Consider the following 22,747-nt stretch of genomic DNA (forward strand, 5'->3'; position numbering starts at 1 on the left):
TGGGTTTAACCCTCTGGCGGCGTAAACCAGGCTGATTTGAAGTCAAACCAGCCGAGCGTATTCATCCGCACCCCGCGCATACTGTGCTGCCCATACAATTCTAGCCAGTGATGGAACAGTGGGTGAAATTGATTCTGGCTGACCAAGCGCTGGCTCCATTCCGCCATGGGTAGGGCATTATTTCGCCATAGCTTTGCATCCTGATGCAGTTTTTCATCCGAACAATATTGCAGCAGTGGCAGTTCATATAGCGTCGCAAACAGTGAAAACTCCAGCGGCAGATAGAAGTTTGCGCTGCCAAGCCAGATATCACTTTGTGCATCGCCCTGATACCAACGGGCATAATCCAATACCTGAATCACGAGTGTGACGCCGTGTGCTGCCAGCAAGGTGCTCAGCGTCTGGCTAATGGCATCAAACTCGGAGTGTTCGCTGTAAAAGGTAAGCGTCAGTTCGGTTAGGCCTTCCGGCTTGGGCGGGAGTGTGCTCAACCGGTTGTGATGCCAGCGCGGCAACATGCCGTAAGCCGGTGACCAATAGCGTTGATAGAAAGGATCAGCATGGCTCAGCAGCGCCACCGGCGTTATCAGTTCACATAACCAGCGGCGGATCTCTGGGTTACTGGTCTGAGGGGATCGCTGGTCAAACAGCAAAAAATAGCAGCCTTCCTCCAGCCGACTTTCCAGTTCATTTTTACTGGTATCGTCAGCCTGCAATTGCACACCGGAATAAACCAACTCCTCGGACAGCTCCGGTAGCACCCAGATATTGACCTCATCAATAAGTGCCCGGAAACCAAAATAGTTGTCGAACGCCTGAATTTTCAACTGGCTGCGATGATTGCGGATCACGGAATAAGGGCCGGTGCCAATGGGATGGCGGTGGAAGTCGGGTTGGTTTTCCCACTCTTGCGGCAAAATCATGGCATGCACGCAGCCCAATAACCAGGGTAGCCAGTTATCTGGACTGCTGAGATGGATATCAATCACATAAGGGGTTGGCGAACGCACTGCCGTGATATGCGAAAACAGCGGTTGAGGGATCAACCGAGTCAGGCTGGTGGTGATATCACTCATTTCCAGTTCACGGCCATGGTGAAAATGAATCGCGGGGCGTAAATAAAAACGCCAATGCAACGGGCTGATAGCTTGCCAGTGATGAGATAAGTCCGGCTCCAGTTCCCCGTTTTCCTCATTTATCCGCGTCAGGCCATTAAAAATCTGCCGAACCATATGGGTTTCGGAGCGACGCAGGGCCGTGCCGGGTAACAGGTTCTGTAACGGGCGGTAATAGAGGACGCGCAGAATGTGTTTCCCTTGACGAAAGCAGCGCCCCAGTTGGGATAGCAGCATTTGTCGCACCGCTTTTTTATCGCCAACCAATTGCACCAACTGATCAATATGGTCCTGTTCCAGCAACTCTTCAGCCCGCTGTTGTTGCAGTGCCAGCCCGGAATAGAGGAAGGTCAGTTGTGAGCGTTTACCGCGACCCGCCTCAGCCTGCCAGCTCAGCCAGCCCTCTTGCTGCATGCTGCCCAGTAAGGACCGTACATGGCGGCGTGAACAACTGAGTACATCTGCCAGCTCTTGCAAAGTGGTTTCGGTTGGCAGGCCGTTAAAACGTTGCCAGAGGCGAATAAACTGTTGTTGCAGACGTGAGGCAGACATAAAAGAGGAACTCCACGGCAAATCTCATCAATTTTTCTTTCCCTATATTACGCCGATACTGGTTGCCAATGAAAGCGGATTATTGCGGCGATGCCGGTGCAATCACAGCCAAAAAGGGGAATAAGATGATTTTCAACTTACAACGCTATTCCACTCATGATGGCCCCGGCATTCGTAGCGTGGTGTTCCTCAAAGGCTGTTCGCTCAGTTGCCGCTGGTGCCAAAACCCGGAAAGTCGTTCGCGCCAGCCGGAGGTGCTATTTGACCCACGTCTCTGTTTATCTGGTTGTGATTTGTGCCATCAAACTTGCCCGCAAGCCATCCAACGTATTGATGATCAAATTGTTATTCAGCGCCAAATGTTGGCAGAAAACGATATTCAGGCACTGACCGTTCGCTGCCCTAGTGGGGCGTTGACGGTGTGCGGCAACCCGATTGATATCGAGGCCACCATGGCGACGCTGTTGCGAGACTTGCCGTTTTATCGGCGCAGTGGCGGCGGGGTGACGTTATCCGGCGGCGAACCTTTTATGCAACCTGATGTGGCTGCTGAATTATTGCAGCGCTGCCATCAACTTGGCATCCATACCGCCGTTGAATCTTGTTTGCACACGCCATGGCGTTATATCGCCCCTTCTTTGCCGTGGCTGGATTTGATGCTGGCAGATCTGAAACACACCGATGAGTGCCGTTTTCGCCAGTGGACCGGCGGTTCGGCCAAACGGGTGATGGATAACTTCCGCCGTCTGGCTGCGGCAGGGACCCATATCACCGTGCGGGTGCCACTGATCCCGGGTTTCAATGCTGATCGCCACTCGGTGCAAGGGATCGTCGATTTTGCTGCTGACGAGATTGGGGTGAAAGAGATTCATTTTTTGCCTTACCACACGCTGGGCATCAACAAATATTCGCTGCTGGGTGAAAAGTATCGGGCGGCAAGTACCCCTTTGGACTCTCCTTCCCTGTTGGCCTTTGCGGAAAGTTATGCCCGCGACAAGGGCCTTACCGCAATGTTAAGAGGATGACGCAATGACTACTCTCGATTTGGTAACTTTAAGCGAACGAACAAAACAGCATAAAAACGCGCTTATTCACATTGAAAAACCACCGGTATGCACCGAGCGGGCATTGCATTATACCGAGGCTTATCAGCAGCATCAGGATAAACCGCTACCGGTAAGGCGTGCGTTGGCGCTGGCTCATCACCTACAACAACGTACGGTCTGGATTAAAAATGATGAGCTGATTATCGGTAATCAGGCCAGTCAACTGCGGGCTGCGCCGATTTTCCCTGAATACACCGTCGGTTGGATCTCAAATGAGATTGATGAATTAGCCGATCGCCCCGGTGCCGGTTTCTCAGTCAGTGAGGCCGATAAAGCGGTATTGCACCGTATTTGCCCGTGGTGGCGCGGCCAGACAGTGCAAGATCGCTGCTATGGCATGTTTACCGATGAGCAAAAAGCGTTGCTGGCGACCGGCATTATAAAAGCCGAAGGTAATATGACCTCCGGTGATGCGCATCTGGCCGTTAATTTCCCGTTATTGCTGGAAAAAGGGTTGGATGGCCTGCGCAGTAAAGTTGCCAGTCGTCGTGAACGCCTGCAACTGACTGACTGGAGTGATTTGCATAAAGAGCAGTTCTTGAAAGCGATTGATATTTCATTGGTCGCGCTGAGCGAGCACATTAAGCGTTATGCCGCAGTTGCACGGCAAATGGCGGATGAGGAAACCCGTGTATGGCGGCGTATCGAGTTGCAAACTATCGCCGAAAACTGTGAGCTGATTGCTCATCAGCCACCGCAGACCTTCTGGCAAGCCTTGCAGTTGTGCTATTTCATCCAGTTGATGCTGCAAATTGAGTCTAATGGTCATTCGGTCTCTTTTGGTCGCCTCGATCAATATCTGTACCCTTGGTATCGTCGCGATGTCGAGCTGGAAAACACCCTTAGCCGCGAAAAAGCCATTGAAATGCTGCATAGCTGCTGGCTGAAATTACTGGAAGTGAACAAGATCCGCTCCGGATCTCACTCTAAAGCCTCTGCGGGTAGCCCGCTCTATCAAAACGTCACTATTGGCGGGCAAAAACTGGTGCAGGGTAACGCTATCGATGCCGTTAACCCACTCTCTTATGTGGTGCTGGAATCATGTGGGCGGTTACGTTCAACACAACCGAACCTCAGTGTTCGCTACCATGCTGGTATCAGTGATGATTTCCTCGATGCTTGCGTGCAGGTGATCCGCTGCGGTTTTGGTATGCCAGCATTTAACAATGATGAAATTGTTATTCCTGAATTTATCAAACTGGGTGTAGAGCCACAGGACGCCTACGATTATGCGGCGATTGGCTGTATTGAAACGGCGGTCGGTGGCAAGTGGGGTTATCGTTGTACTGGCATGAGTTTTATTAACTTTGCCCGAGTGATGCTGGCAGCGCTGGATCAAGGGCGTGATGCAACTTCCGGTCAGGTATTCTTGCCGCAAGAGCAAGGGCTGTCGAAGGGTAATTTTGTCGATTTCTCACAAGTGATGGCGCAATGGGATCAGCAGATCCGTTACTACACCCGTAAATCCATCGAAATTGAGTGTGTGGTAGATACCGTGCTGGAAGAGAATGCCCACGATATCGTTTGCTCGGCGCTGGTGGATGATTGCATTGAGCGCGGTAAAAGCATCAAACAAGGTGGTGCGCGTTATGACTGGGTTTCTGGTTTGCAAGTCGGGATTGCCAATTTGGGTAACAGCCTGGCGGCGGTGCGCAAGTTGGTGTTTGAGCAACAGCTTATTAGCCAACAGCAACTGGCAACGGCACTGACCAATGACTTTATTGGCTTAAGCGGTGAGCAACTCCGCCAGCATTTGATTAATTCAGCCCCGAAATACGGCAATGACGTTGATGATGTTGACCAACTGCTGGTACGGGCTTATCAGACCTACATTGATGAACTGAAACAATATCATAATACCCGTTTTGGTCGCGGGCCTATCGGCGGCACCTATTATGCCGGGACATCCTCCATTTCGGCTAATGTGCCATTTGGTGCGGCGACCATGGCAACACCGGATGGTCGTAAGGCTCACAGCCCGCTGGCGGAAGGGGCAAGCCCGGCCTCCGGTACGGACCATTTGGGGCCAACTGCGGTGTTTAGCTCGCTGTCGAAATTACCCACGGCCTCTATTCTGGGCGGCGTGTTACTTAATCAGAAACTGAACCCATCGACGTTGGATAACCCGCGTGATCGTGAAAAGTTGATGCTGCTGCTGCGCACCTTCTTTGAAGAATATCTGGGCTGGCATGTGCAGTACAACATTGTCTCGCGCGAGACAATGCTGAAAGCCAAGCGGCATCCTGATCGTTACCGTGATTTAGTGGTCAGAGTGGCCGGTTACTCGGCATTCTTCACTGCGCTGTCGCCGGATGCACAGGACGATATTATCGCCCGTACTGAGCATACCTTGTAATGTAGTCTTGTTTTACCGAGTACCCAAAATTTCTGAGTAATGGTGACTTTCACCAGCCAGTAGATTAGTCGTCTGCTGGCTTTTTTTATTCTGCGTCCTTGAGGTCGAAACACGATTAGCTGCATCAATTAGTTGGATGTGAAATTTATGCTGCTTTTATATTTATCTCTATATAAATCTACACGCTTCTGTAGCATAGCGTTTAATTGTTATTTCTGGCGTTGGAGCCTGGAATGAAATCTGCATTAACCTTTTCGCGTCGTATCAATCCGGTTTTTCTCGCTTTCTTTGTGGTGGCTTTTCTCTCTGGTATTGCTGGCGCTTTGCAGGCTCCGACCTTAAGTCTGTTCTTAAGCACTGAGGTTAAAGTGCGCCCGCTGTGGGTTGGTTTGTTTTATACCGTCAATGCTATTGCCGGGATCACCGTCAGTTTTGTGTTGGCCAAACGCTCAGACTCACGTGGCGATCGCCGTAAGCTCATTATGGTCTGTTACCTGATGGCGGTGGGGAACTGCCTATTATTTGCTTTTAATCGTGACTATCTGACATTGATTACCGCCGGTGTTCTGTTAGCGTCGGTTGCCAACACGGCCATGCCGCAAATTTTCGCATTAGCGCGTGAATATGCCGATAACTCGGCGCGTGAAGTGGTGATGTTTAGCTCCATTATGCGTGCGCAGCTCTCATTGGCTTGGGTTATCGGGCCTCCGCTATCCTTTATGTTAGCGTTGAATTACGGCTTTACCCTGATGTTCAGTATTGCCGCCGGTATTTTTGTGCTGAGCGCACTGGTGGTGTGGTTTATTCTGCCATCGGTACCGCGAGCGGAGCCGGTGGTGGATGCGGATGCGCCGGTAATGGCGCAGGGCAGCTTGTTCGCTGATAAAAATGTGCGGCTGCTGTTTATCGCCTCAATGTTGATGTGGACGTGTAATACCATGTATATCATTGATATGCCGCTGTATATCACGGCCAATTTAGGGTTGCCTGAACGGTTGGCGGGGTTATTGATGGGGACTGCCGCTGGGCTGGAAATCCCTATTATGTTGCTGGCGGGTTACTTGGTTAGGTATTTTGGTAAGCGCAAAATCATGTTGTTTGCGGTACTGGCGGGGGTGCTGTTTTATACCGGTTTGGTGCTGTTTAAATTCAAAACTGCGCTGATGCTGTTACAGATTTTCAATGCCATATTTATCGGTATTGTCGCTGGTATCGGCATGCTCTATTTTCAGGATCTCATGCCGGGTAGAGCAGGAGCGGCCACTACCCTGTTTACCAATAGCATCTCCACCGGTGTTATTCTGGCCGGAGTACTGCAAGGGGTATTGACCGAAACCTGGGGGCATAATTCGGTATATGTTGTGGCGATGGGGTTAGCGACTCTGGCGCTGATTATTTGCTCGCGGGTGCGGGAGGCTTAGCGCCCCGCAGGGCGCTTAGCTATAATTAACGTAAAAATGCTGGCTGTTGTTTTTCGTAGGCTGAAATATTACTTTCATGTTGTAACGTCAGACCAATACTGTCTAAACCGTTAATCATGCAATGGCGACGGAAATTATCGATTTCGAAAGAATAAACGTTACCACCGGCATTAACCGTTTGTTCTGCCAAATCGACAACAAACTTAATACCTTCATTATCGTTAACTAACTGGAATAACGTATCGATATCAGCTTCGTTTAATGTCACCGGTAATAACTGATTATTAAACGCGTTACCGTAAAAGATATCGGCAAAGCTGGGGGCGATAACCACGTTAAAACCGAAATCAGTCAGTGCCCAGGGCGCATGCTCACGTGATGAACCGCAACCAAAATTCTCACGGGCCAGCAAAATGGTCGCTCCCTGATAACGGGGTTGGTTCAGCACAAATTCAGGATTTGGCTCTTTGCCTGCATCGTCCAGAAAACGCCAGTCGTTAAACAGGTGTTGACCAAAGCCAGTGCGAGTCACTTTTTGTAAAAACTGTTTTGGGATAATCGCGTCAGTATCGACGTTCGCCGCATCCAACGGAGCAACCAAACCAATGTGTTGAGTAAATTTAGCCATAGTGGTGTCTCCGGTTAGTGGGTGGCGGCGGATAAGTCGCGAACATCAGCAAAATGACCACTGACAGCGGCGGCAGCGGCCATTGCCGGGCTAACTAAATGCGTGCGACCACCACGGCCCTGACGGCCTTCAAAGTTACGGTTGCTGGTGGAGGCACAACGCTCTCCGGGTTCCAGACGGTCGTTGTTCATCGCCAAACACATAGAACAACCTGGCAAGCGCCACTCAAAACCGGCCTCGATAAAGATCTTATCCAAACCCTCGGCTTCTGCCTGTGCTTTCACCGGGCCGGAGCCAGGTACCACGATAGCCTGTACGCCACTGGCCACTTTGCGACCCAGTGCAATCGCGGCGGCAGCGCGTAAATCTTCAATGCGTGAGTTGGTGCAGGAACCGATAAAGACTTTATCAATGGCGACATCAGTTAATTTAATGCCAGGGCGCAAATCCATATACGCCAAGGCTTTTTCTGCCGAGGCGCGCTCAACCGGATCACTGAATGATTCTGGAGCAGGAATAATGTCATTAACCGCAATCACCTGACCCGGATTGGTGCCCCAGGTGACCTGTGGCGCGATATCTGCGGCATCCAGAGTGACCGTGGTATCGAACTTGGCATCGGCATCCGATTTCAATGTGCGCCAGTAAGTTACACCTTGTTCCCAGTGCTCGCCGGTCGGGGCGAACTGACGGCCTTTCAGGTAGGCGAAGGTGGTGTCGTCCGGTGCGACTAAACCGGCTTTCGCGCCCATTTCAATCGCCATATTGCACAATGTCATCCGGCCTTCCATGCTCAGCGCTGCAATTGCACTGCCACAGAACTCCACCACATGACCGGTGCCGCCAGCGCTACCGGTTTTACCGATAATTGCCAGCACGATGTCTTTAGCGGTAATCCCCGCGCCGACATCCCCATTCACTTCAATTCTCATGGTTTTAGCACGGCCCTGTTTCAGGGTCTGGGTTGCCAGTACGTGTTCAACTTCTGAGGTGCCGATACCAAATGCCAATGCGCCAAATGCGCCATGAGTCGCAGTATGTGAATCACCACAAACGATAGTCATACCCGGCAAGGTCATGCCTTGTTCAGGGCCAATCACATGCACGATGCCTTGGAATGGGTGGTTCAAGTCATATAATGACACACCGAATTCAGCACAGTTTTTGATCAACTCTTGCATCTGAATACGCGCCATCTCACCGCTGGCATTGATATCTTTAGTCTGGGTTGAAACATTGTGGTCCATGGTGGCAAAGGTTTTGCCCGGTTGACGCACTGGACGGCCCATGGCTCGTAAACCATCAAAAGCCTGCGGAGAGGTCACTTCATGAACCAGATGGCGGTCAATGTACAATAATGGGGTTTCATTCGGCGCTTCGTAAACGATGTGCGCATCGTACAATTTTTGATATAACGTCTTGCCCATTTTAAACCCCCTCTGCCACGAATTTAGCGATGATATCGCCCATTTCATTCGTGCCGATTGCTTTGCCATTACCCGCCAAATCAGCCGTGCGATAGCCTTGTTCTAATGCCTGATTGATGGCGTTTTCGATAGCATCTGCCGCGCCATCTTTACCCAAACTGAAACGCAATAACAGGGCCAAAGACAGAATTTGTGCGATGGGGTTGGCAATGTTTTTGCCTGCAATATCCGGTGCGGAACCGCCTGCGGGTTCATACAAACCAAAACCTTGTTCGTTCAGGCTGGCAGACGGCAACATGCCCATTGAGCCGGTAATCATGGCGCATTCGTCTGACAAAATATCGCCAAACAAGTTGGAGCACAGCAATACATCAAACTGGGAAGGGTCTTTGATCAACTGCATGGTGGCGTTATCGATATACATATGGGACAACGCGACATCCGGGTAATCGGCCGCAATGGCGGTTACCACTTCACGCCACAGAATAGAACTTTGCAACACGTTTGCTTTATCAATAGATGTGACTTTTCCACGGCGTTTACGGGCCGATTCAAAAGCAATGCGGGCAATACGTTCAATTTCAAAGCGATGATAAACTTCGGTATCAAACGCACGTTCGTGCTGGCCTTGGCCTTCACGGCCTTTGGGTTGACCGAAGTAGATACCGCCGGTTAATTCACGCACACACAGGATATCGAAGCCTTTGGCGGCAATATCACTGCGTAATGGGCAGAAGTCCTCTAACCCTTGATACAAGCGCGCTGGGCGCAAGTTACTGAATAATTTGAAGTGCTTACGCAAGGGTAACAACGCACCGCGTTCTGGCTGTTCAGCCGGTGGCAAATGTTCCCATTTCGGACCGCCCACTGAGCCAAATAAGATGGCATCAGCTTGCCCACATCCGTTGACTGTCGCTGCCGGTAATGGGCTGCCGTGGCGGTCGATGGCGGCACCACCCACATCATAAACGCTGGTTGAAATCTTAATATCGAAACGCTGACGCACCGCATCCAATACTTTATTTGCCTGAGCCATTACTTCAGGGCCAATACCGTCTCCGGGCAAAACGGCAATATGATAAGTCTTAGTCATGTTCACACCATTTCCTGATTATTTTGTTGCAGGCGCTGCTTCTCGATGGTTACCTGATGAGCGCGCCAGATGTTATTTAATACGTGAACCAACGCCTTGGCTGATGACTCGACAATATCAGTTGCCAAACCTACGCCATGGAAACGGCGGCCTTTATGGTCAACCACAATATCTACTTGCCCCAAGGCGTCTTTACCCTGACCATTGGCAGACAGTTGATATTTCACCAGTTCAATGGGGTAACCGGTAATGCGATTGATGGCTTGATACACGGCGTCAACCGGGCCATTACCGGTGGCGGCTTCTGATTTAATTTCTTCGCCACATGCCAATTTCACGGATGCCGTCGCCATCACACTGGAACCCGATTGAACGCTGAAATAGTCCAAACGGTAATGTTCAGGTTCTTCCTGCTGCTTATTAATAAAGGCTAAAGCTTCCAAATCGTAATCAAAGACCTGGCCTTTTTTATCCGCCAGCGTCAGGAATGCGTCGTATAAGGAGTCTAAATTGTAATCTTTATCCTGATAACCCATCTCTTCCATACGGTGTTTTACTGCCGCACGACCAGAGCGTGAAGTCAGATTCAATTGCACGCTTTTCAGACCGATAGATTCTGGGGTCATGATTTCGTAGTTTTCGCGATTTTTCAGCACACCATCCTGATGGATACCGGATGAGTGGGCGAAAGCATTACTGCCGACAATAGCTTTATTGGCAGGTATTGGCATATTACATAACTTACTGACCAATTGGCTGGTACGGTAAATTTCTTGATGATTAATATTGGTATGCACACCTAACATCTTTTCACGCACTTTGATAGCCATGATCACTTCTTCCAGTGAACAGTTACCGGCGCGCTCCCCTAAACCATTAATCGTGCCTTCGACCTGACGGGCACCGGCTTGCACGGCGGTGATCGAGTTAGCGACCGACATACCCAAATCGTCATGGCAATGTACAGAAATAATGGCTTTATCAATATTAGGCACGCGCTCATACAAGTCGGTAATGATTCCACCGAATTGATAAGGCGTAGTGTAGCCGACAGTATCAGGGATATTAATGGTAGTGGCACCGGCATTAATTGCGGCCTCTACAATACGGCACAAGTTATCAATTGGGGTACGGCCCGCATCTTCACAAGAGAATTCCACATCATCGGTATAGTTACGAGCGCGCTTCACCGAGTGAACAGCCATTGCTAACACGTCATCAAATGAGCGCTTTAATTTGGATTCGATATGTAAGGTGGACGTTGCCAAAAACACATGAATACGGAAAGCTTCAGCAATACGTAATGCCTCAGCCGCGACATCAATATCCTTGTCTACACAGCGTGCTAAAGCACAAACCCGACTATTTTTCACTTGCTGAGCAATAGTGCGTACTGACTCAAAATCGCCAGGGGAGGAAACCGGGAAACCGACTTCCATGATATCGACGCCCATTCTTTCCAGTGCCAGCGCGATTTGCAGTTTCTCTTTAACACTCAGGCTGGCTTGCAATGCTTGTTCACCGTCACGCAATGTGGTATCGAAAATAATGACTTGTTGGCTCATGGGTTGTTCCTTGTCGTGTTTACATTTGCGCTTAGCGGGTAAAAAAAAACCCGCGCATTTGCGCGGGCTTGTTTATCTTGATGACTGAATCAGTTCTGATTTCCGTCCACCAACATACCGCGCAAATGAGATGCGTTGAGTAGTAGGCCTAGTAGACGGGTTGAGTAGAACATAATTTTTCAGTTTCTCATGGGTTAAAATATTGCGTTGCCTAAATTGATACGTGAATTCTATGGGGATGTCAACATTTGTTTAAAATGGCGACTTCAGCTGGTTACGCACGCCATGAATTGCTTGTGGCAACATAAAACGCCTAAAAATTAAATTTAAAAGATTTTAAATCTAAAAATAAATGCATATGATTTTGTTTTGTTTGGTGTGGCGCTAATAATATGGATTATTATGCTTTTGCGAAATTTTAAGACATGAATCCCCCGTTTGGTGAGGATGGAACCGTTATGAAATGTTATATTTGGATTTCGTGGGAACGAGGGGGTATAGGTAAGATTAATCTATAAGTTATCAATTGTGATAAATTCACAATAAACCTTATTATCATTCTGGAATATATTTGATGAATACAAATACTCATCATTTTAATAAATGCTATTATTTATTTACTTTAAGTGTTATGACTGGGACGTAAATTCATACTTAAATTGAGTGAGATTAAATTAATTATTTAATATGTCAGTGGTAATTAGTAAGGATTAATAAGTTTCAAATAATGAATTTATTATTTATTAATGGCATAGTTGTCAACCATCCCATATTGTGATGTGATCACCTCGTTAACCTTATTATTAGTATTTATGATTAAATGAATTGGCATTTCCAATATGAATTAGTTTGTTAGCTTACATAAGATATTTTATGTGATTGTCTCATTCACATACTTATCTATGGGCGCTTTTGACTAAAACTTGGAGGTAAACATACAATTATACAAGGATGATACTCATTTTTCCCAATAACGGTAATGATGAGAACATTGGAATCGTTAATAATAAGTGAATAAAAGTATTTTGAGATATCGATAAATATCAATATTTCCTGTTATTAATCATGCCATCTGCATAAAGCTTAGTGGAGTAAAGTATGTCTGAACACAACTTAGTAACCGACAATCCAGCAACTAAAAAAGAATGTAGTGATGTTCACTTAAGAAGTGTCGACCTCAATTTATTAACCGTTTTTGACGCAGTGATGCAAATGCATAATGTCACGCGCGCAGCCCAGTCGTTGGGTATGTCCCAGCCAGCGGTGAGTAACGCAGTCGCTCGCTTAAAAGTGATGTTTAATGATGAGCTTTTTGTCCGTTATGGCCGTGGTATTCAGCCTACTGCCAGAGCTCGTCAGCTGTTTGGTCCGGTTAGGCAAGCTCTACAATTAGTTAAAAATGAGTTGCCTGGTGCGGGTTTTGAAGCCAAGAACAGTGGGCGGGTATTTAATTTATCTATTTGTAGCCCTTTAGATATTAGATTAACGGCACGAATACTACAATGCGTTAAACAATTAGCACCCAATGTTCAGCTCATTATCAAATCTCATTTGAATCATAATATTGAACATCAGTTACGGTATCAAGAGACCGAGTTTGTGATAGGTTATACTAAATTTGAACGCCCTGACTTTCATTATTTGTCCTTATCTGACGATGAGTCAGTACTGGCGATTTCTAAAGATCATCCTCGTATTGAGAATACTATTACACAAGAGCAACTGCTTTCTGAATCACATGCAGTAGTATCATTAGATAAAGTAGGTTCTTTTAGTGAGTATTATTATAAGTCCGAGGTCAGTGCTCAAACTATTGTTTATGAAAGTACAGATATGAATAGTGTGCTTAATATAGTATCTCAAACTTGCTTTGTGGCTATTGCTCCTCGCTGGTTGGTTCAAACATACAGTGAAGCCCTTAATCTGAAACTTATTTCTTTACCTTGGAAAGAGACAAGTCGGCCATGTTATCTCACTTGGCATGAGTCTACTGATAGGGATAAAGGCCATCAGTGGATGAAAGAATTACTCGGGCATCTTAGTATTCCTTCGTAATCATTTTTGTTAAGCCCTGCTGCTGAAGTCATATTATTCTCAGTAGCAGGCATGGGGTGTTACTGAGTTCAACATCGTTTTTTTCTTAATGGTTACCCCAGCCAGTAAAATACGATGGCTTCATTTCGTTCCCCGAGTTATCGCTTTAACTGCTGTATTTTTCATCAAAGTCAGTTTCAGCTCACACTTCTACGCTGAATTTTATTTGCGATAGCCTGAAGAGCAGGTAGACTGCGCGCGAAAAAGTAAACACATGTAAGCTGAATATTAATGAGTAACACATTGCAGTACACTTTAATGAATGATTTATCAGCGAGCGATGATGTTATGAGCCACATATTAGAGCAATACCACCTTGTGCGTCGTCTGCACCAACAAATCAGCGGCCGTCCTGACCAGATAGCTTTCCGTGAATGGTCGCCAGAAGGCGAAAAGCAGTTAAGCTGGCAACAGATCGGTACTCATGTCACCGGTATTTCCGTTGCATTGTTATCTCTTGGGGTTGCAATCCAAGAGCGAGTTGGAATTTTTGCTAATAACAGCATGGCCTGGTCGTTGGCGGATTTGGCTATTTTGCAATTGCGGGGCGTGAGTATTCCCTTGTATGCCACCAATACGACGACTCAAGCAGCCTATGTGCTCAATGATGCCGATGTGCGCATTTTATTTGTCGGCGGACAAACGCAATTTGATGTAGCCGCAACGCTAAAGCCACTGTGCCCGCAACTTGCTCAGATTATTGTGTTAGACCCCACCGTTGATTTACGCGGTTGTGAATATGCCCAACACTTAGCTGATTTTGAGCAGCAGCCTGATGCGGTACAGCAACATCTACTCACTGCACGTATAGATAGCTGCGACTTAAATGATTTATTCACACTGATTTATACCTCGGGAACCACCGGTGAACCGAAAGGTGTGATGCTGGATTACCGTAATATGGCCGCCCAGCTTTATTTACACGATCAGCGTTTAACCCTGACAGCAGAGGATGTCTCTCTTAGTTTCCTGCCGTTATCCCATGTGTTTGAGCGGGCCTGGAGCTTCTATGTGATGCATACTGGCGCCCAAAATGTGTATATCAGCAATACTGATTGGGTACGACCAGCGATGCTGGCAGTAAAGCCGACGGTGATGTGTGCTGTCCCTCGGTTTTACGAGAAAGTGTTCAGTGCCATCAATGACAAAGTCGCGCTGGCAAAATGGCATCGCCGGATGTTGTTCCGTTGGGCTGTCGGCTGCGGGGAACGTAAATTCCAAAGCCTGCAAGGTGGGCAAACATTGTCGTTGTTATCCGGGCAGATGTATAAGCTGGCAGATCGCTTGATATTGAGTAAATTGCGTGGGGTATTAGGCGGGCGAGTGCGCTTTTTACCGGCCGCCGGTGCTCGGTTAGATGACAATATCATCCTGTTTTTCCAGGCCATCGGTATCAATATTAAGTACGGCTATGGCATGACCGAAACCTGTGCCACCGTTTCATGTTGGGAAGAGCAAGATTTCCGTTTCGGCTCTATCGGTAAGCCGTTGCCGGAGATTGATGTGCGTTTGGGCGCAGAGAATGAAATTCAGGTACGTGGCCCGATTGTGATGCGCGGCTATTTTAATAAGCCACAAGAGACGGCAGAGTCGTTCACCGAAGATGGCTGGTTAAAAACGGGTGATGCTGGGAAATTGGATGCTCAGGGGAATTTGTTTATCACCGAGCGGCTGAAAGATCTGATGAAAACCTCCGGCGGGAAGTACATCGCGCCGCAAATGATCGAAGGCACACTCGGTCAGGATCGTTTTATCGAGCAGGTCGCGATTATTGCTGATACCCGCAAATTCGTTTCGGCACTGATTGTGCCGTGTTTTGAATCACTGGAAGAGTATGCCCGCTCGATAAACCTGAAATATCACGATAGGTTAGAGCTATTACGCCATAGCCATATTGTTAGTTTGTTCGAACAAAGACTGAAAGAGATGCAAAAAGAGTTGGCGATATTCGAACAGGTTAAGCGCTTTACGTTGTTACCACAGGCATTCACCATGGAAACCGGTGAACTAACGCCAACCATGAAATTGCGCCGTAAAATCATTCTCCAGCGTTATCAGAATGAAATTGACTCTATGTATCGTGATTAACCCATCAACATTTTAACGGCTACGGCGGGTATGCATCTGATGATAATACCTGCCGCTGCTGTATTTTTGAACGCCCCCCTGAATTATCTACCTCTTTCTATGTAGCATTCATCATTTTACCGTATTCGATGGATAAAATTTATCAGCCTGATTTAGTGCTATGATCGACGGTTAATGCGACGTTAAAAACAAGTCTACCAATCATCAGGCAGTGTTTTGTTTTTGTGGTGAGGGTAAATACAGGGTGTGACCGACAGAATTGCCTTTAGTTGAGAGAATTGTTGTTTGCCTGCCAGAAATTCTGACGTTATGTTAATAAGTTAGTTACGTTAATAAACATCCAAATAATAACAAGCAAAGAATAGGAATATGGGGCGTTGTGCCTTTCCTACCGGATCCGGTGGAAATAGCTTCCCGTTATCCAATGAGCAAACTAAGCCTGGAGGCAAAACCCATGGAAATGTTGTCAGGAGCCGAGATGGTGGTCCGATCGTTAATCGATCAGGGCGTGAAGCATGTATTCGGTTATCCCGGCGGGGCCGTACTTGATATCTACGATGCCCTGCATACGGTCGGCGGTATCGATCACGTGCTGGTGCGCCATGAACAAGGTGCGGTTCACATGGCCGATGGTTATGCACGTGCAACGGGTGAGGTCGGCGTCGTACTGGTCACTTCTGGCCCAGGTGCGACCAATGCGATTACTGGTATTGCCACGGCATATATGGATTCAGTGCCAATGGTGGTACTTTCTGGTCAGGTGCCTAGCTCGTTGATTGGTTACGATGCTTTCCAGGAATGTGACATGGTGGGGATCTCCCGCCCAGTGGTGAAACACAGTTTTCTGGTGAAACGCACGGAAGATATTCCAACTGTGTTGAAAAAGGCGTTCTATTTGGCCTCTACTGGTCGCCCTGGGCCGGTAGTGGTCGACCTGCCAAAAGATATCGTTGGCCCTGCGGTCAAAATGCCTTATGCCTACCCTGATCAGGTTAGCTTGCGCTCTTATAATCCAACAGTACAAGGCCATCGCGGGCAGATCAAACGTGCGCTGCAAACCATTCTGGCGGCTAAAAGACCCATCATGTATGTTGGGGGCGGGGCGATTAATGCTGCCTGTCACGAAGAGTTACTGGTTTTGGCTGAAAAACTGAACTTACCGGTGACCAGTTCTTTGATGGGGTTGGGGAGCTTCCCTGGGACCCATCGCCAAAGTGTCGGTATGTTGGGGATGCACGGCACGTTTGAGGCCAATATGGCCATGCACAATACCGATCTGATTTTTGCCGTTGGCGTGCGCTTCGATGACCGTACTACCAATAATCTGGCAAAATATTGCCCGGATGCCACTGTGGTGCACATTGATATTGACCCAACTTCAATTTCTAAAACCGTCAATGCAGACATTCCAATTGTCGGTGATGCCAAACAAGTCTTGGTACAGATGCTGGGGCTGTTGCCTCAGATAGATTGCGCACAGGATTGTGATAGCTTGCGTGACTGGTGGCAATCCATTGAGCAGTGGCGTGCCCGTCATTGTCTGAGCTACAACAAAGACAGCGGTAAAATCAAGCCGCAGGCGGTGATCGAAACCTTACATCGCCTGACTAAAGGTGATGCTTATGTCACCTCTGATGTCGGTCAACACCAGATGTTCGCCGCACTTTACTATCCGTTTGATAAACCACGCCGTTGGATTAACTCAGGTGGTCTGGGGACGATGGGCTTTGGTTTACCGGCCGCACTTGGCGTTAAGCTGGCGTTACCCGACGAGACGGTAGTTTGCGTCACTGGCGATGGTAGTATCCAGATGAATATTCAGGAATTATCTACCGCACTGCAATATAACTTGCCGGTGCTGGTGCTGAATCTAAACAACCGTTACCTCGGCATGGTGAAGCAGTGGCAGGATATGATCTATTCCGGCCGCCACTCACAGTCTTATATGGATTCGCTGCCTGACTTCGTCAAATTGGCTGAAGCCTATGGTCACATTGGTGTTTCCATTCGCACTCCGGATGAGTTGGAAAGCAAACTGGCTGATGCCCTGACACAATTATCCGAGACCCAACGTTTGGTCTTTGTGGATGTGACGGTTGATGAAACGGAGCATGTTTACCCGATGCAGATCCGCGGTGGTGGCATGGACGAAATGTGGCTTAGCAAAACGGAGAGGACATAATTATGCGCCGCCGGATTTTATCAGTTCTGCTGGAAAACGAATCAGGTGCCCTCTCAAGAGTGGTGGGCCTGTTTTCTCAGCGCGGTTATAACATCGAGAGTTTGACCGTTGCACCGACCGATGACCCGACACTTTCCAGAATGACCATCCAAACAGTGGGTGATGCCAAAGTTCTGGAACAGATTGAAAAACAACTGCATAAGTTGGTCGATGTACTGCGGGTTAGCGAATTGGTTTCTGGCTCACATGTGGAGCGCGAAATCATGCTGGTGAAGTTGCAGGCCAGCGGCTACGGGCGTGAAGAAGTTAAGCGTTGTGCTGAAATCTTCCGTGGGCAGATTGTTGATGTGACCGCCACGCTCTATACCGTCCAGCTTGCTGGTACCAGCGATAAGCTGGATGCATTCCTCAATGCGGTACGAGAAGTGGCAGAAATAGTTGAAGTGGCCCGCTCCGGTATTGTCGGTGTGTCTCGTGGCGACAAGATCATGCGTTAATGACCGTGATTAATACTGACTAATCTCTAATAATCAGGCTCAGCTCATGTGCTGAGCTTTTTTTTTCTTATTTTTTAACCTAGATGCAGTTATATGGCGGTTAAAGCGGTTGCTCAATAGTGAGTTCTGCGGTTAGATCTACCATGGGCTATATCCATAGTTAAATTATGTCTATACGTATCCAGATCTAGCCTATAACCCTCAGGTCTATAGGTAAGACTGATAAGGCTCTGGGGTTTGGCAGACAATCCTGCCTTTTATCACTTTACTGGGTTTATAAGGGGTTAATGTGAAACTGGATGAAATCGCGCGTCTTGCGGGCGTTTCGCGCACCACGGCCAGTTATGTCATTAATGGCAAAGCGAAACAGTACCGGGTCAGCGATAAAACAGTAGACAAAGTTATGGCGGTTGTCAGGGAACATAACTATCACCCAAATGCTGTTGCGGCAGGATTGCGCGCGGGCAGAACCCGCTCCATTGGTTTGGTGATCCCAGATCTGGAGAATACCAGCTATACCCGTATTGCAAATTATCTGGAGCGTCAGGCCCGTCAGCGCGGTTATCAGTTGCTGATCGCCTGTTCTGAAGACCAGCCAGATAATGAAATGCGTTGTATCGAACACCTGTTACAGCGCCAGGTTGATGCCATCATTGTTTCAACCGCTTTACCACCAGAGCACCCTTTTTATCAGCGCTGGGCAAATGATCCGTTGCCAATAATTGCACTGGATCGGGCGCTTGATCGCGAGCACTTCATCAGCGTGGTGGGTGCGGATCAAGAAGATGCACAGATGTTGGCGCAAGAACTGCGTTCTTTCCCGGCAGAGTCGGTGTTGTATCTGGGCGCGTTACCGGAGCTGTCAGTCAGCTTCCTGCGAGAGGCGGGATTCCGTGAGGCGTGGAACGATGATCCACGTGAAGTCGATTACCTGTATGCTGATAGCTACGAGCGCAACGCTGCTGGCGTGCTGTTTGCGCAGTGGCTGAAGACCCATCCAATGCCACAGGCGTTGTTTACTACCTCATTCCAGCTCTTACAGGGCGTTATGGATGTCACTTTAAAACAAAGTGGCCGTCTACCCAGCAATCTGACGATTGCCACTTTTGGCGATAACGAGCTGTTGGATTTCCTTGAGTGCCCGGTGCTGGCGGTCGCGCAGCGCCACCGCGATGTTGCCGAGCGCGTGCTGGAGTTGGTATTGGCTAGTCTGGATGAGCCTCATAAGCCGAAACCGGGGCTGACACGGATCCGCCGTAACTTATTCCGCCGTGGCAGTTTAAGCCGCAAGTAACCAGTAACACGTTGTTCATAACGGATCAGGGCGCTTAGTGCGGCCTGAGGTTAATGGCAAAGAAAGTGAGTGAAGGGTTGACCGCACCTAGGGGCGCTCCGGTCGCTTACGCGGCTACGACCCCAACGGCGCGTTTCCCCTTCATTTGACTTTGTCGACAGTCTGAGGGCGCTTAATGCGGCCTGATTGTTTTTTTTGGATAAATCCTCGTTTATTAGACATAGCCTGCCACGCGGAACAACCGGCGGCAATATTCCAAAAAGTAGCCATAGGCCACACCCATCGCCATTGAAACCAATGCATTACTGGCAACCGCAGTGGTGATTTGTTCTAAATCAGCTCCAACCGACCACAAAATCATGGCATAAACCGGTGATTGAAAACTGACATAGGCCAATAAGTCGGCCAGACTCCTCGCCCAAAAATGCTCACCGGCATGGTGACGCGCAAAGCGGATGAATGCATCCCGATACACACCATAGGGCCAGGCAATAAGAACATTGACCGGTATCGAAACCAATCTGGAAGAGAGTGACTGCTGGAATGTCATTCCAGAAATCACGATCTCAATTATCATGCCGATGACGAAGCAATACACCACGAGCGCAAAAGTATCGGCTGCGGCACTACGCAGACGGGACCCAGTTGAAAACATTGTCGTTCACTCCTGCTTGGGGTAAAAATCTGCCAAAACACCAATTAATGAAATAAATGCAAGGTTTATATATCGATAATTATTTTAATATCAGGTTATTATATTGGTAATTTGCCTTTTTTATAGTTTACATTGCTATCTGTGGCAATATAAATAGCGTAAAGTTTTTATTTTTAACATTTGTCTGATTTTTATACTTTATCCGGTGAGGAATAAGACTTTTGGTGGTTTATAAAATGGTATGACGTGTGTTTTGTTTTTAAAAACAGAGGGTTGTGATTTTTCACTAACAGCGGGGGGAGCACTTATGCAATCTAAGCCAAATTTCAAATCATCGATAAGTAAAAACTAATATAAGACATTTTCCTAATTTAAGATTTATCTGTATGAAGACATTCATATTTCAGTGATGCCCTAAAATATGCGCCAATAATTTATTTAAAAATAGATTAATCTCTGCCAGATAATTGAAGTAAAATATCCCGTCAGTAACACTTGTTGTTATCAAGGGTATTATTGTGTTGCCGTAGGTTTACCGCTGTTTTTCCTTAGAAGACGCCAGCGGCTGCGGGTTTTGTGCTCAGACTGTTTAATTTCAGACCGTACAATTTTTATACTGAAAGTGAGACATTCCTTGCAGAAGGAAATAATGAGACAATTAATCGACAATTTATTATTTATCTAAGTAGCCGGAATTACTGGCGGAAAAATAGCCCGTTTATCATGACGTTAATTTCTATTCCAACCACTAAAGTCGCCCCTTCTACGAGATATATCTCAAAAACGGCCCATAAATATTGTCAAAGCGCATCAGCTCTGGCTTGACAAGGTTTTCATACCATCCGTAAACTCTTTAATGTGGGGATTTGTGGGGTAAAGTGGCGAATTGGGTCATGAAGGGGTAACTCAGTCATGTTTCGTGGTGCAACGATGGTTAACCTCGACAGTAAAGGGCGGCTTGCCGTACCTATCCGTTATCGGGATTTACTGAACGAGGAATCGCAGGGCCAGATGGTCTGTACCATAGACCTTCACCAACCATGTCTGTTGCTTTATCCACTCCCTGAATGGGAAATCATTGAACAAAAATTATCTCGTCTGTCGAGCATGAATCCGGCCGAACGTCGAGTTCAGCGTTTGTTGTTAGGGCATGCCAGTGAATGTCAGATGGACGGTGCCGGGCGCTTACTGATTGCAGGAACCTTGCGTCAGCATGCCGGGCTAAACAAAGAAGTGATGCTGGTTGGGCAGTTCAATAAATTTGAGCTGTGGGATGAACAGACCTGGTATCAACAAGTCAAGGATGACATCGACGCAGAACAGTCTACTCAGGAACCTTTGTCTGAGCGGCTACAGGACTTATCGCTATAAGCATGGTAGATAACAACAAAACTGTAGATAACAACTACAAGCACACAAGCGTATTGCTGGATGAGGCGGTTAATGGCCTGAACATCCGTGATAACGGCATCTATATTGACGGAACTTTTGGCCGTGGTGGCCATTCGCGTCTGATTCTGTCCCAACTTGGGCCAGAGGGGCGTTTGATAGCCATTGATCGCGATCCACAGGCGATTGAAGCGGCGAAATCTATTACCGATCCCCGTTTCTCTATCGTCCACGGTCCTTTTTCTGATTTGGCTCATTATGTGAGGGAATTGGATTTGGTCGGTCGCATTAACGGCGTATTACTGGATCTAGGGGTTTCATCCCCGCAACTGGATGACGCTGAACGCGGTTTTTCTTTCATGCGTGACGGGCCGTTAGATATGCGGATGGACCCAACCCGTGGGTTATCAGCGGCGGAGTGGTTGATGAAAGCCAGTGCTGACGATATCGCCTGGGTGCTAAAAACCTTTGGTGAAGAACGTTTTGCCAAGCGTCTGGCGAAGGCGATAGTCGAGCGTAACCTCACTCAGCCAATGACTCGCACTAAAGAGCTGGCTGATTTGATTGCCAACGCCAGCCCATTCCGCGATAAACACAAGCATCCGGCGACTCGCAGTTTCCAGGCTATCCGTATCTATATCAACAGTGAACTCGAAGAGATTGAGCGTGCACTGGATGGGGCGCTTGAAGTTCTGGCACCTGAAGGCCGCTTATCAGTCATTAGCTTCCACTCGCTTGAAGACCGTATTGTGAAAAATTTTATTCGTCATCACAGCCGTGGGCCACAGGTTCCAGCGGGGTTGCCATTGACTGAAGCACAGTTACGCAGCATGGGTGGGCGCACATTGAAATCCGTCGGCAAGATGATGCCTCCGGATGCAGAAGTGGCCGAAAACCCACGAGCACGTAGCTCGGTATTACGTTTTGCTGAAAGGATCAAAGAGTGATAGGCCACGAACGCCACGGTTTAGTTGGGGTCATCGGCGGTGATTTAATCCGCAATGCGAAGATCCCGTTAATTCTACTGATCGCGGTGTTAGTGTCTGCTGTTTTGGTTGTGACCACCGCCCACCGTACACGCTTACTGACCGCTGAACGTGAGCAACTGGTGCTGGAGCGGGATGCGCTGGATATTGAGTGGCGCAATCTGATTCTGGAAGAGAATGCATTGGGTGATCACAGCCGTGTTGAACGTATCGCGATTGATAAGCTTAAAATGCAACATGTTGATCCATCACAAGAAAATATTGTGGTTAAACCATAAGTTTTCCAAAAAATAAAAGGA

The 22,747-nt window shown here is 47.9% G+C and carries 17 protein-coding genes; 11 read left to right on the forward strand and 6 right to left on the reverse strand.

The features are described 5' to 3' along the window. Nucleotides 1-5: 5 nt before the first annotated feature. On the reverse strand, nt 6-1,667 hold the full coding sequence (sgrR, locus tag AEP37_RS10820; RefSeq protein ID WP_049613202.1) for an HTH-type transcriptional regulator SgrR: 1,662 nt from the start codon (nt 1,665-1,667) through the stop codon (nt 6-8). A 125-nt stretch (nt 1,668-1,792) separates the two neighbouring features. Here sgrR and AEP37_RS10825 point away from each other — a divergent pair, with 125 nt between their 5' ends. The 3 genes from AEP37_RS10825 (at nt 1,793) to AEP37_RS10835 (ending at nt 6,550) form a co-directional block, all read left to right on the forward strand. After that, nucleotides 1,793-2,692, forward strand: a complete 900-nt coding sequence (locus AEP37_RS10825) for a glycyl-radical enzyme activating protein (RefSeq protein ID WP_049613315.1) — start codon at nt 1,793-1,795, stop codon at nt 2,690-2,692. 4 nt (nt 2,693-2,696) lie between these two features. After that, nucleotides 2,697-5,129 carry a formate C-acetyltransferase/glycerol dehydratase family glycyl radical enzyme gene (locus AEP37_RS10830; protein WP_049613204.1) on the forward strand — a complete coding sequence of 811 codons (2,433 nt, stop codon included), beginning with the start codon at nt 2,697-2,699 and terminating at the stop codon, nt 5,127-5,129. 233 nt (nt 5,130-5,362) lie between these two features. Then, on the forward strand, nt 5,363-6,550 hold the full coding sequence (locus AEP37_RS10835) for a sugar efflux transporter (protein ID WP_049613206.1): 1,188 nt from the start codon (nt 5,363-5,365) through the stop codon (nt 6,548-6,550). Nucleotides 6,551-6,575: 25 nt separating this feature from the next. Here AEP37_RS10835 and leuD read toward each other — a convergent pair whose 3' ends face one another. From leuD to leuA, 4 genes are read right to left on the reverse strand one after another with little or no spacing between them, the layout of a single operon-like run. Further along, nucleotides 6,576-7,178 (reverse strand): 3-isopropylmalate dehydratase small subunit, encoded by a 603-nt coding sequence (gene leuD, locus AEP37_RS10840; protein WP_049613208.1) that lies wholly within the window; start codon nt 7,176-7,178, stop codon nt 6,576-6,578. A 14-nt stretch (nt 7,179-7,192) separates the two neighbouring features. After that, nucleotides 7,193-8,605 carry a 3-isopropylmalate dehydratase large subunit gene (gene leuC, locus AEP37_RS10845; protein ID WP_049613209.1) on the reverse strand — a complete coding sequence of 471 codons (1,413 nt, stop codon included), beginning with the start codon at nt 8,603-8,605 and terminating at the stop codon, nt 7,193-7,195. 1 nt (nt 8,606) lies between these two features. Beyond that, a complete protein-coding gene (gene leuB / locus AEP37_RS10850; protein ID WP_049613211.1) occupies nt 8,607-9,698 on the reverse strand; it encodes a 3-isopropylmalate dehydrogenase in 1,092 nt (363 codons plus the stop codon). Between the two features lie 2 nt (nt 9,699-9,700). Beyond that, the gene (leuA, locus tag AEP37_RS10855; protein WP_049613213.1) at nt 9,701-11,263 is read right to left on the reverse strand and encodes a 2-isopropylmalate synthase; all 1,563 of its coding nucleotides are present in this window, start codon (nt 11,261-11,263) and stop codon (nt 9,701-9,703) included. A gap of 1,098 nt (nt 11,264-12,361) precedes the next feature. Here leuA and leuO point away from each other — a divergent pair. From leuO to cra, 5 genes are all read left to right on the forward strand, one after another. Next, nucleotides 12,362-13,318 carry a transcriptional regulator LeuO gene (gene leuO / locus AEP37_RS10860; RefSeq protein ID WP_049613215.1) on the forward strand — a complete coding sequence of 319 codons (957 nt, stop codon included), beginning with the start codon at nt 12,362-12,364 and terminating at the stop codon, nt 13,316-13,318. 327 nt (nt 13,319-13,645) lie between these two features. Further along, nucleotides 13,646-15,445, forward strand: coding sequence for an AMP-dependent synthetase/ligase (locus AEP37_RS10865; protein ID WP_049613317.1), 1,800 nt, complete (start codon nt 13,646-13,648; stop codon nt 15,443-15,445). 454 nt (nt 15,446-15,899) lie between these two features. Beyond that, nucleotides 15,900-17,627 carry an acetolactate synthase 3 large subunit gene (ilvI, locus tag AEP37_RS10870; protein ID WP_049613216.1) on the forward strand — a complete coding sequence of 576 codons (1,728 nt, stop codon included), beginning with the start codon at nt 15,900-15,902 and terminating at the stop codon, nt 17,625-17,627. 2 nt (nt 17,628-17,629) lie between these two features. After that, nucleotides 17,630-18,124 carry an acetolactate synthase small subunit gene (ilvN, locus tag AEP37_RS10875; protein ID WP_004388986.1) on the forward strand — a complete coding sequence of 165 codons (495 nt, stop codon included), beginning with the start codon at nt 17,630-17,632 and terminating at the stop codon, nt 18,122-18,124. Nucleotides 18,125-18,413: 289 nt separating this feature from the next. Further along, nucleotides 18,414-19,418 carry a catabolite repressor/activator gene (gene cra / locus AEP37_RS10880; RefSeq protein ID WP_049613219.1) on the forward strand — a complete coding sequence of 335 codons (1,005 nt, stop codon included), beginning with the start codon at nt 18,414-18,416 and terminating at the stop codon, nt 19,416-19,418. Between the two features lie 214 nt (nt 19,419-19,632). Here cra and AEP37_RS10885 read toward each other — a convergent pair whose 3' ends face one another. Then, nucleotides 19,633-20,073, reverse strand: a complete 441-nt coding sequence (locus AEP37_RS10885) for an L-alanine exporter AlaE (protein WP_049613220.1) — start codon at nt 20,071-20,073, stop codon at nt 19,633-19,635. A gap of 912 nt (nt 20,074-20,985) precedes the next feature. Here AEP37_RS10885 and mraZ point away from each other — a divergent pair. From mraZ to ftsL, 3 genes are read left to right on the forward strand one after another with little or no spacing between them, the layout of a single operon-like run. Beyond that, the gene (gene mraZ, locus AEP37_RS10890) at nt 20,986-21,444 is read left to right on the forward strand and encodes a division/cell wall cluster transcriptional repressor MraZ (protein ID WP_049613222.1); all 459 of its coding nucleotides are present in this window, start codon (nt 20,986-20,988) and stop codon (nt 21,442-21,444) included. Nucleotides 21,445-21,446: 2 nt separating this feature from the next. Next, nucleotides 21,447-22,409 (forward strand): 16S rRNA (cytosine(1402)-N(4))-methyltransferase RsmH, encoded by a 963-nt coding sequence (rsmH, locus tag AEP37_RS10895; RefSeq protein ID WP_049613224.1) that lies wholly within the window; start codon nt 21,447-21,449, stop codon nt 22,407-22,409. Further along, a complete protein-coding gene (ftsL, locus tag AEP37_RS10900) occupies nt 22,406-22,726 on the forward strand; it encodes a cell division protein FtsL (protein WP_049613226.1) in 321 nt (106 codons plus the stop codon). The genes rsmH and ftsL overlap by 4 nt, the downstream gene beginning before the upstream one ends. Nucleotides 22,727-22,747: the final 21 nt, after the last annotated feature.

The sequence above is a fragment of the Yersinia pekkanenii genome (assembly GCF_001152565.1).
Taxonomy (GTDB): domain Bacteria; phylum Pseudomonadota; class Gammaproteobacteria; order Enterobacterales; family Enterobacteriaceae; genus Yersinia; species Yersinia pekkanenii.

Coding starts and splice junctions, on each gene's coding strand:
- ilvI (WP_049613216.1), top strand. CDS start 15,900: ATGGAAATGTTGTCAGGAGCCGAGATGGTGGTCCGATCGTTAATCGAT.
- leuO (WP_049613215.1), top strand. CDS start 12,362: ATGTCTGAACACAACTTAGTAACCGACAATCCAGCAACTAAAAAAGAA.
- mraZ (WP_049613222.1), top strand. CDS start 20,986: ATGTTTCGTGGTGCAACGATGGTTAACCTCGACAGTAAAGGGCGGCTT.
- AEP37_RS10865 (WP_049613317.1), top strand. CDS start 13,646: ATGAGCCACATATTAGAGCAATACCACCTTGTGCGTCGTCTGCACCAA.
- sgrR (WP_049613202.1), bottom strand. CDS start 1,667: ATGTCTGCCTCACGTCTGCAACAACAGTTTATTCGCCTCTGGCAACGT.
- ilvN (WP_004388986.1), top strand. CDS start 17,630: ATGCGCCGCCGGATTTTATCAGTTCTGCTGGAAAACGAATCAGGTGCC.
- AEP37_RS10830 (WP_049613204.1), top strand. CDS start 2,697: ATGACTACTCTCGATTTGGTAACTTTAAGCGAACGAACAAAACAGCAT.
- leuC (WP_049613209.1), bottom strand. CDS start 8,605: ATGGGCAAGACGTTATATCAAAAATTGTACGATGCGCACATCGTTTAC.
- AEP37_RS10885 (WP_049613220.1), bottom strand. CDS start 20,073: ATGTTTTCAACTGGGTCCCGTCTGCGTAGTGCCGCAGCCGATACTTTT.
- leuD (WP_049613208.1), bottom strand. CDS start 7,178: ATGGCTAAATTTACTCAACACATTGGTTTGGTTGCTCCGTTGGATGCG.
- AEP37_RS10835 (WP_049613206.1), top strand. CDS start 5,363: ATGAAATCTGCATTAACCTTTTCGCGTCGTATCAATCCGGTTTTTCTC.
- leuA (WP_049613213.1), bottom strand. CDS start 11,263: ATGAGCCAACAAGTCATTATTTTCGATACCACATTGCGTGACGGTGAA.
- rsmH (WP_049613224.1), top strand. CDS start 21,447: ATGGTAGATAACAACAAAACTGTAGATAACAACTACAAGCACACAAGC.
- leuB (WP_049613211.1), bottom strand. CDS start 9,698: ATGACTAAGACTTATCATATTGCCGTTTTGCCCGGAGACGGTATTGGC.
- AEP37_RS10825 (WP_049613315.1), top strand. CDS start 1,793: ATGATTTTCAACTTACAACGCTATTCCACTCATGATGGCCCCGGCATT.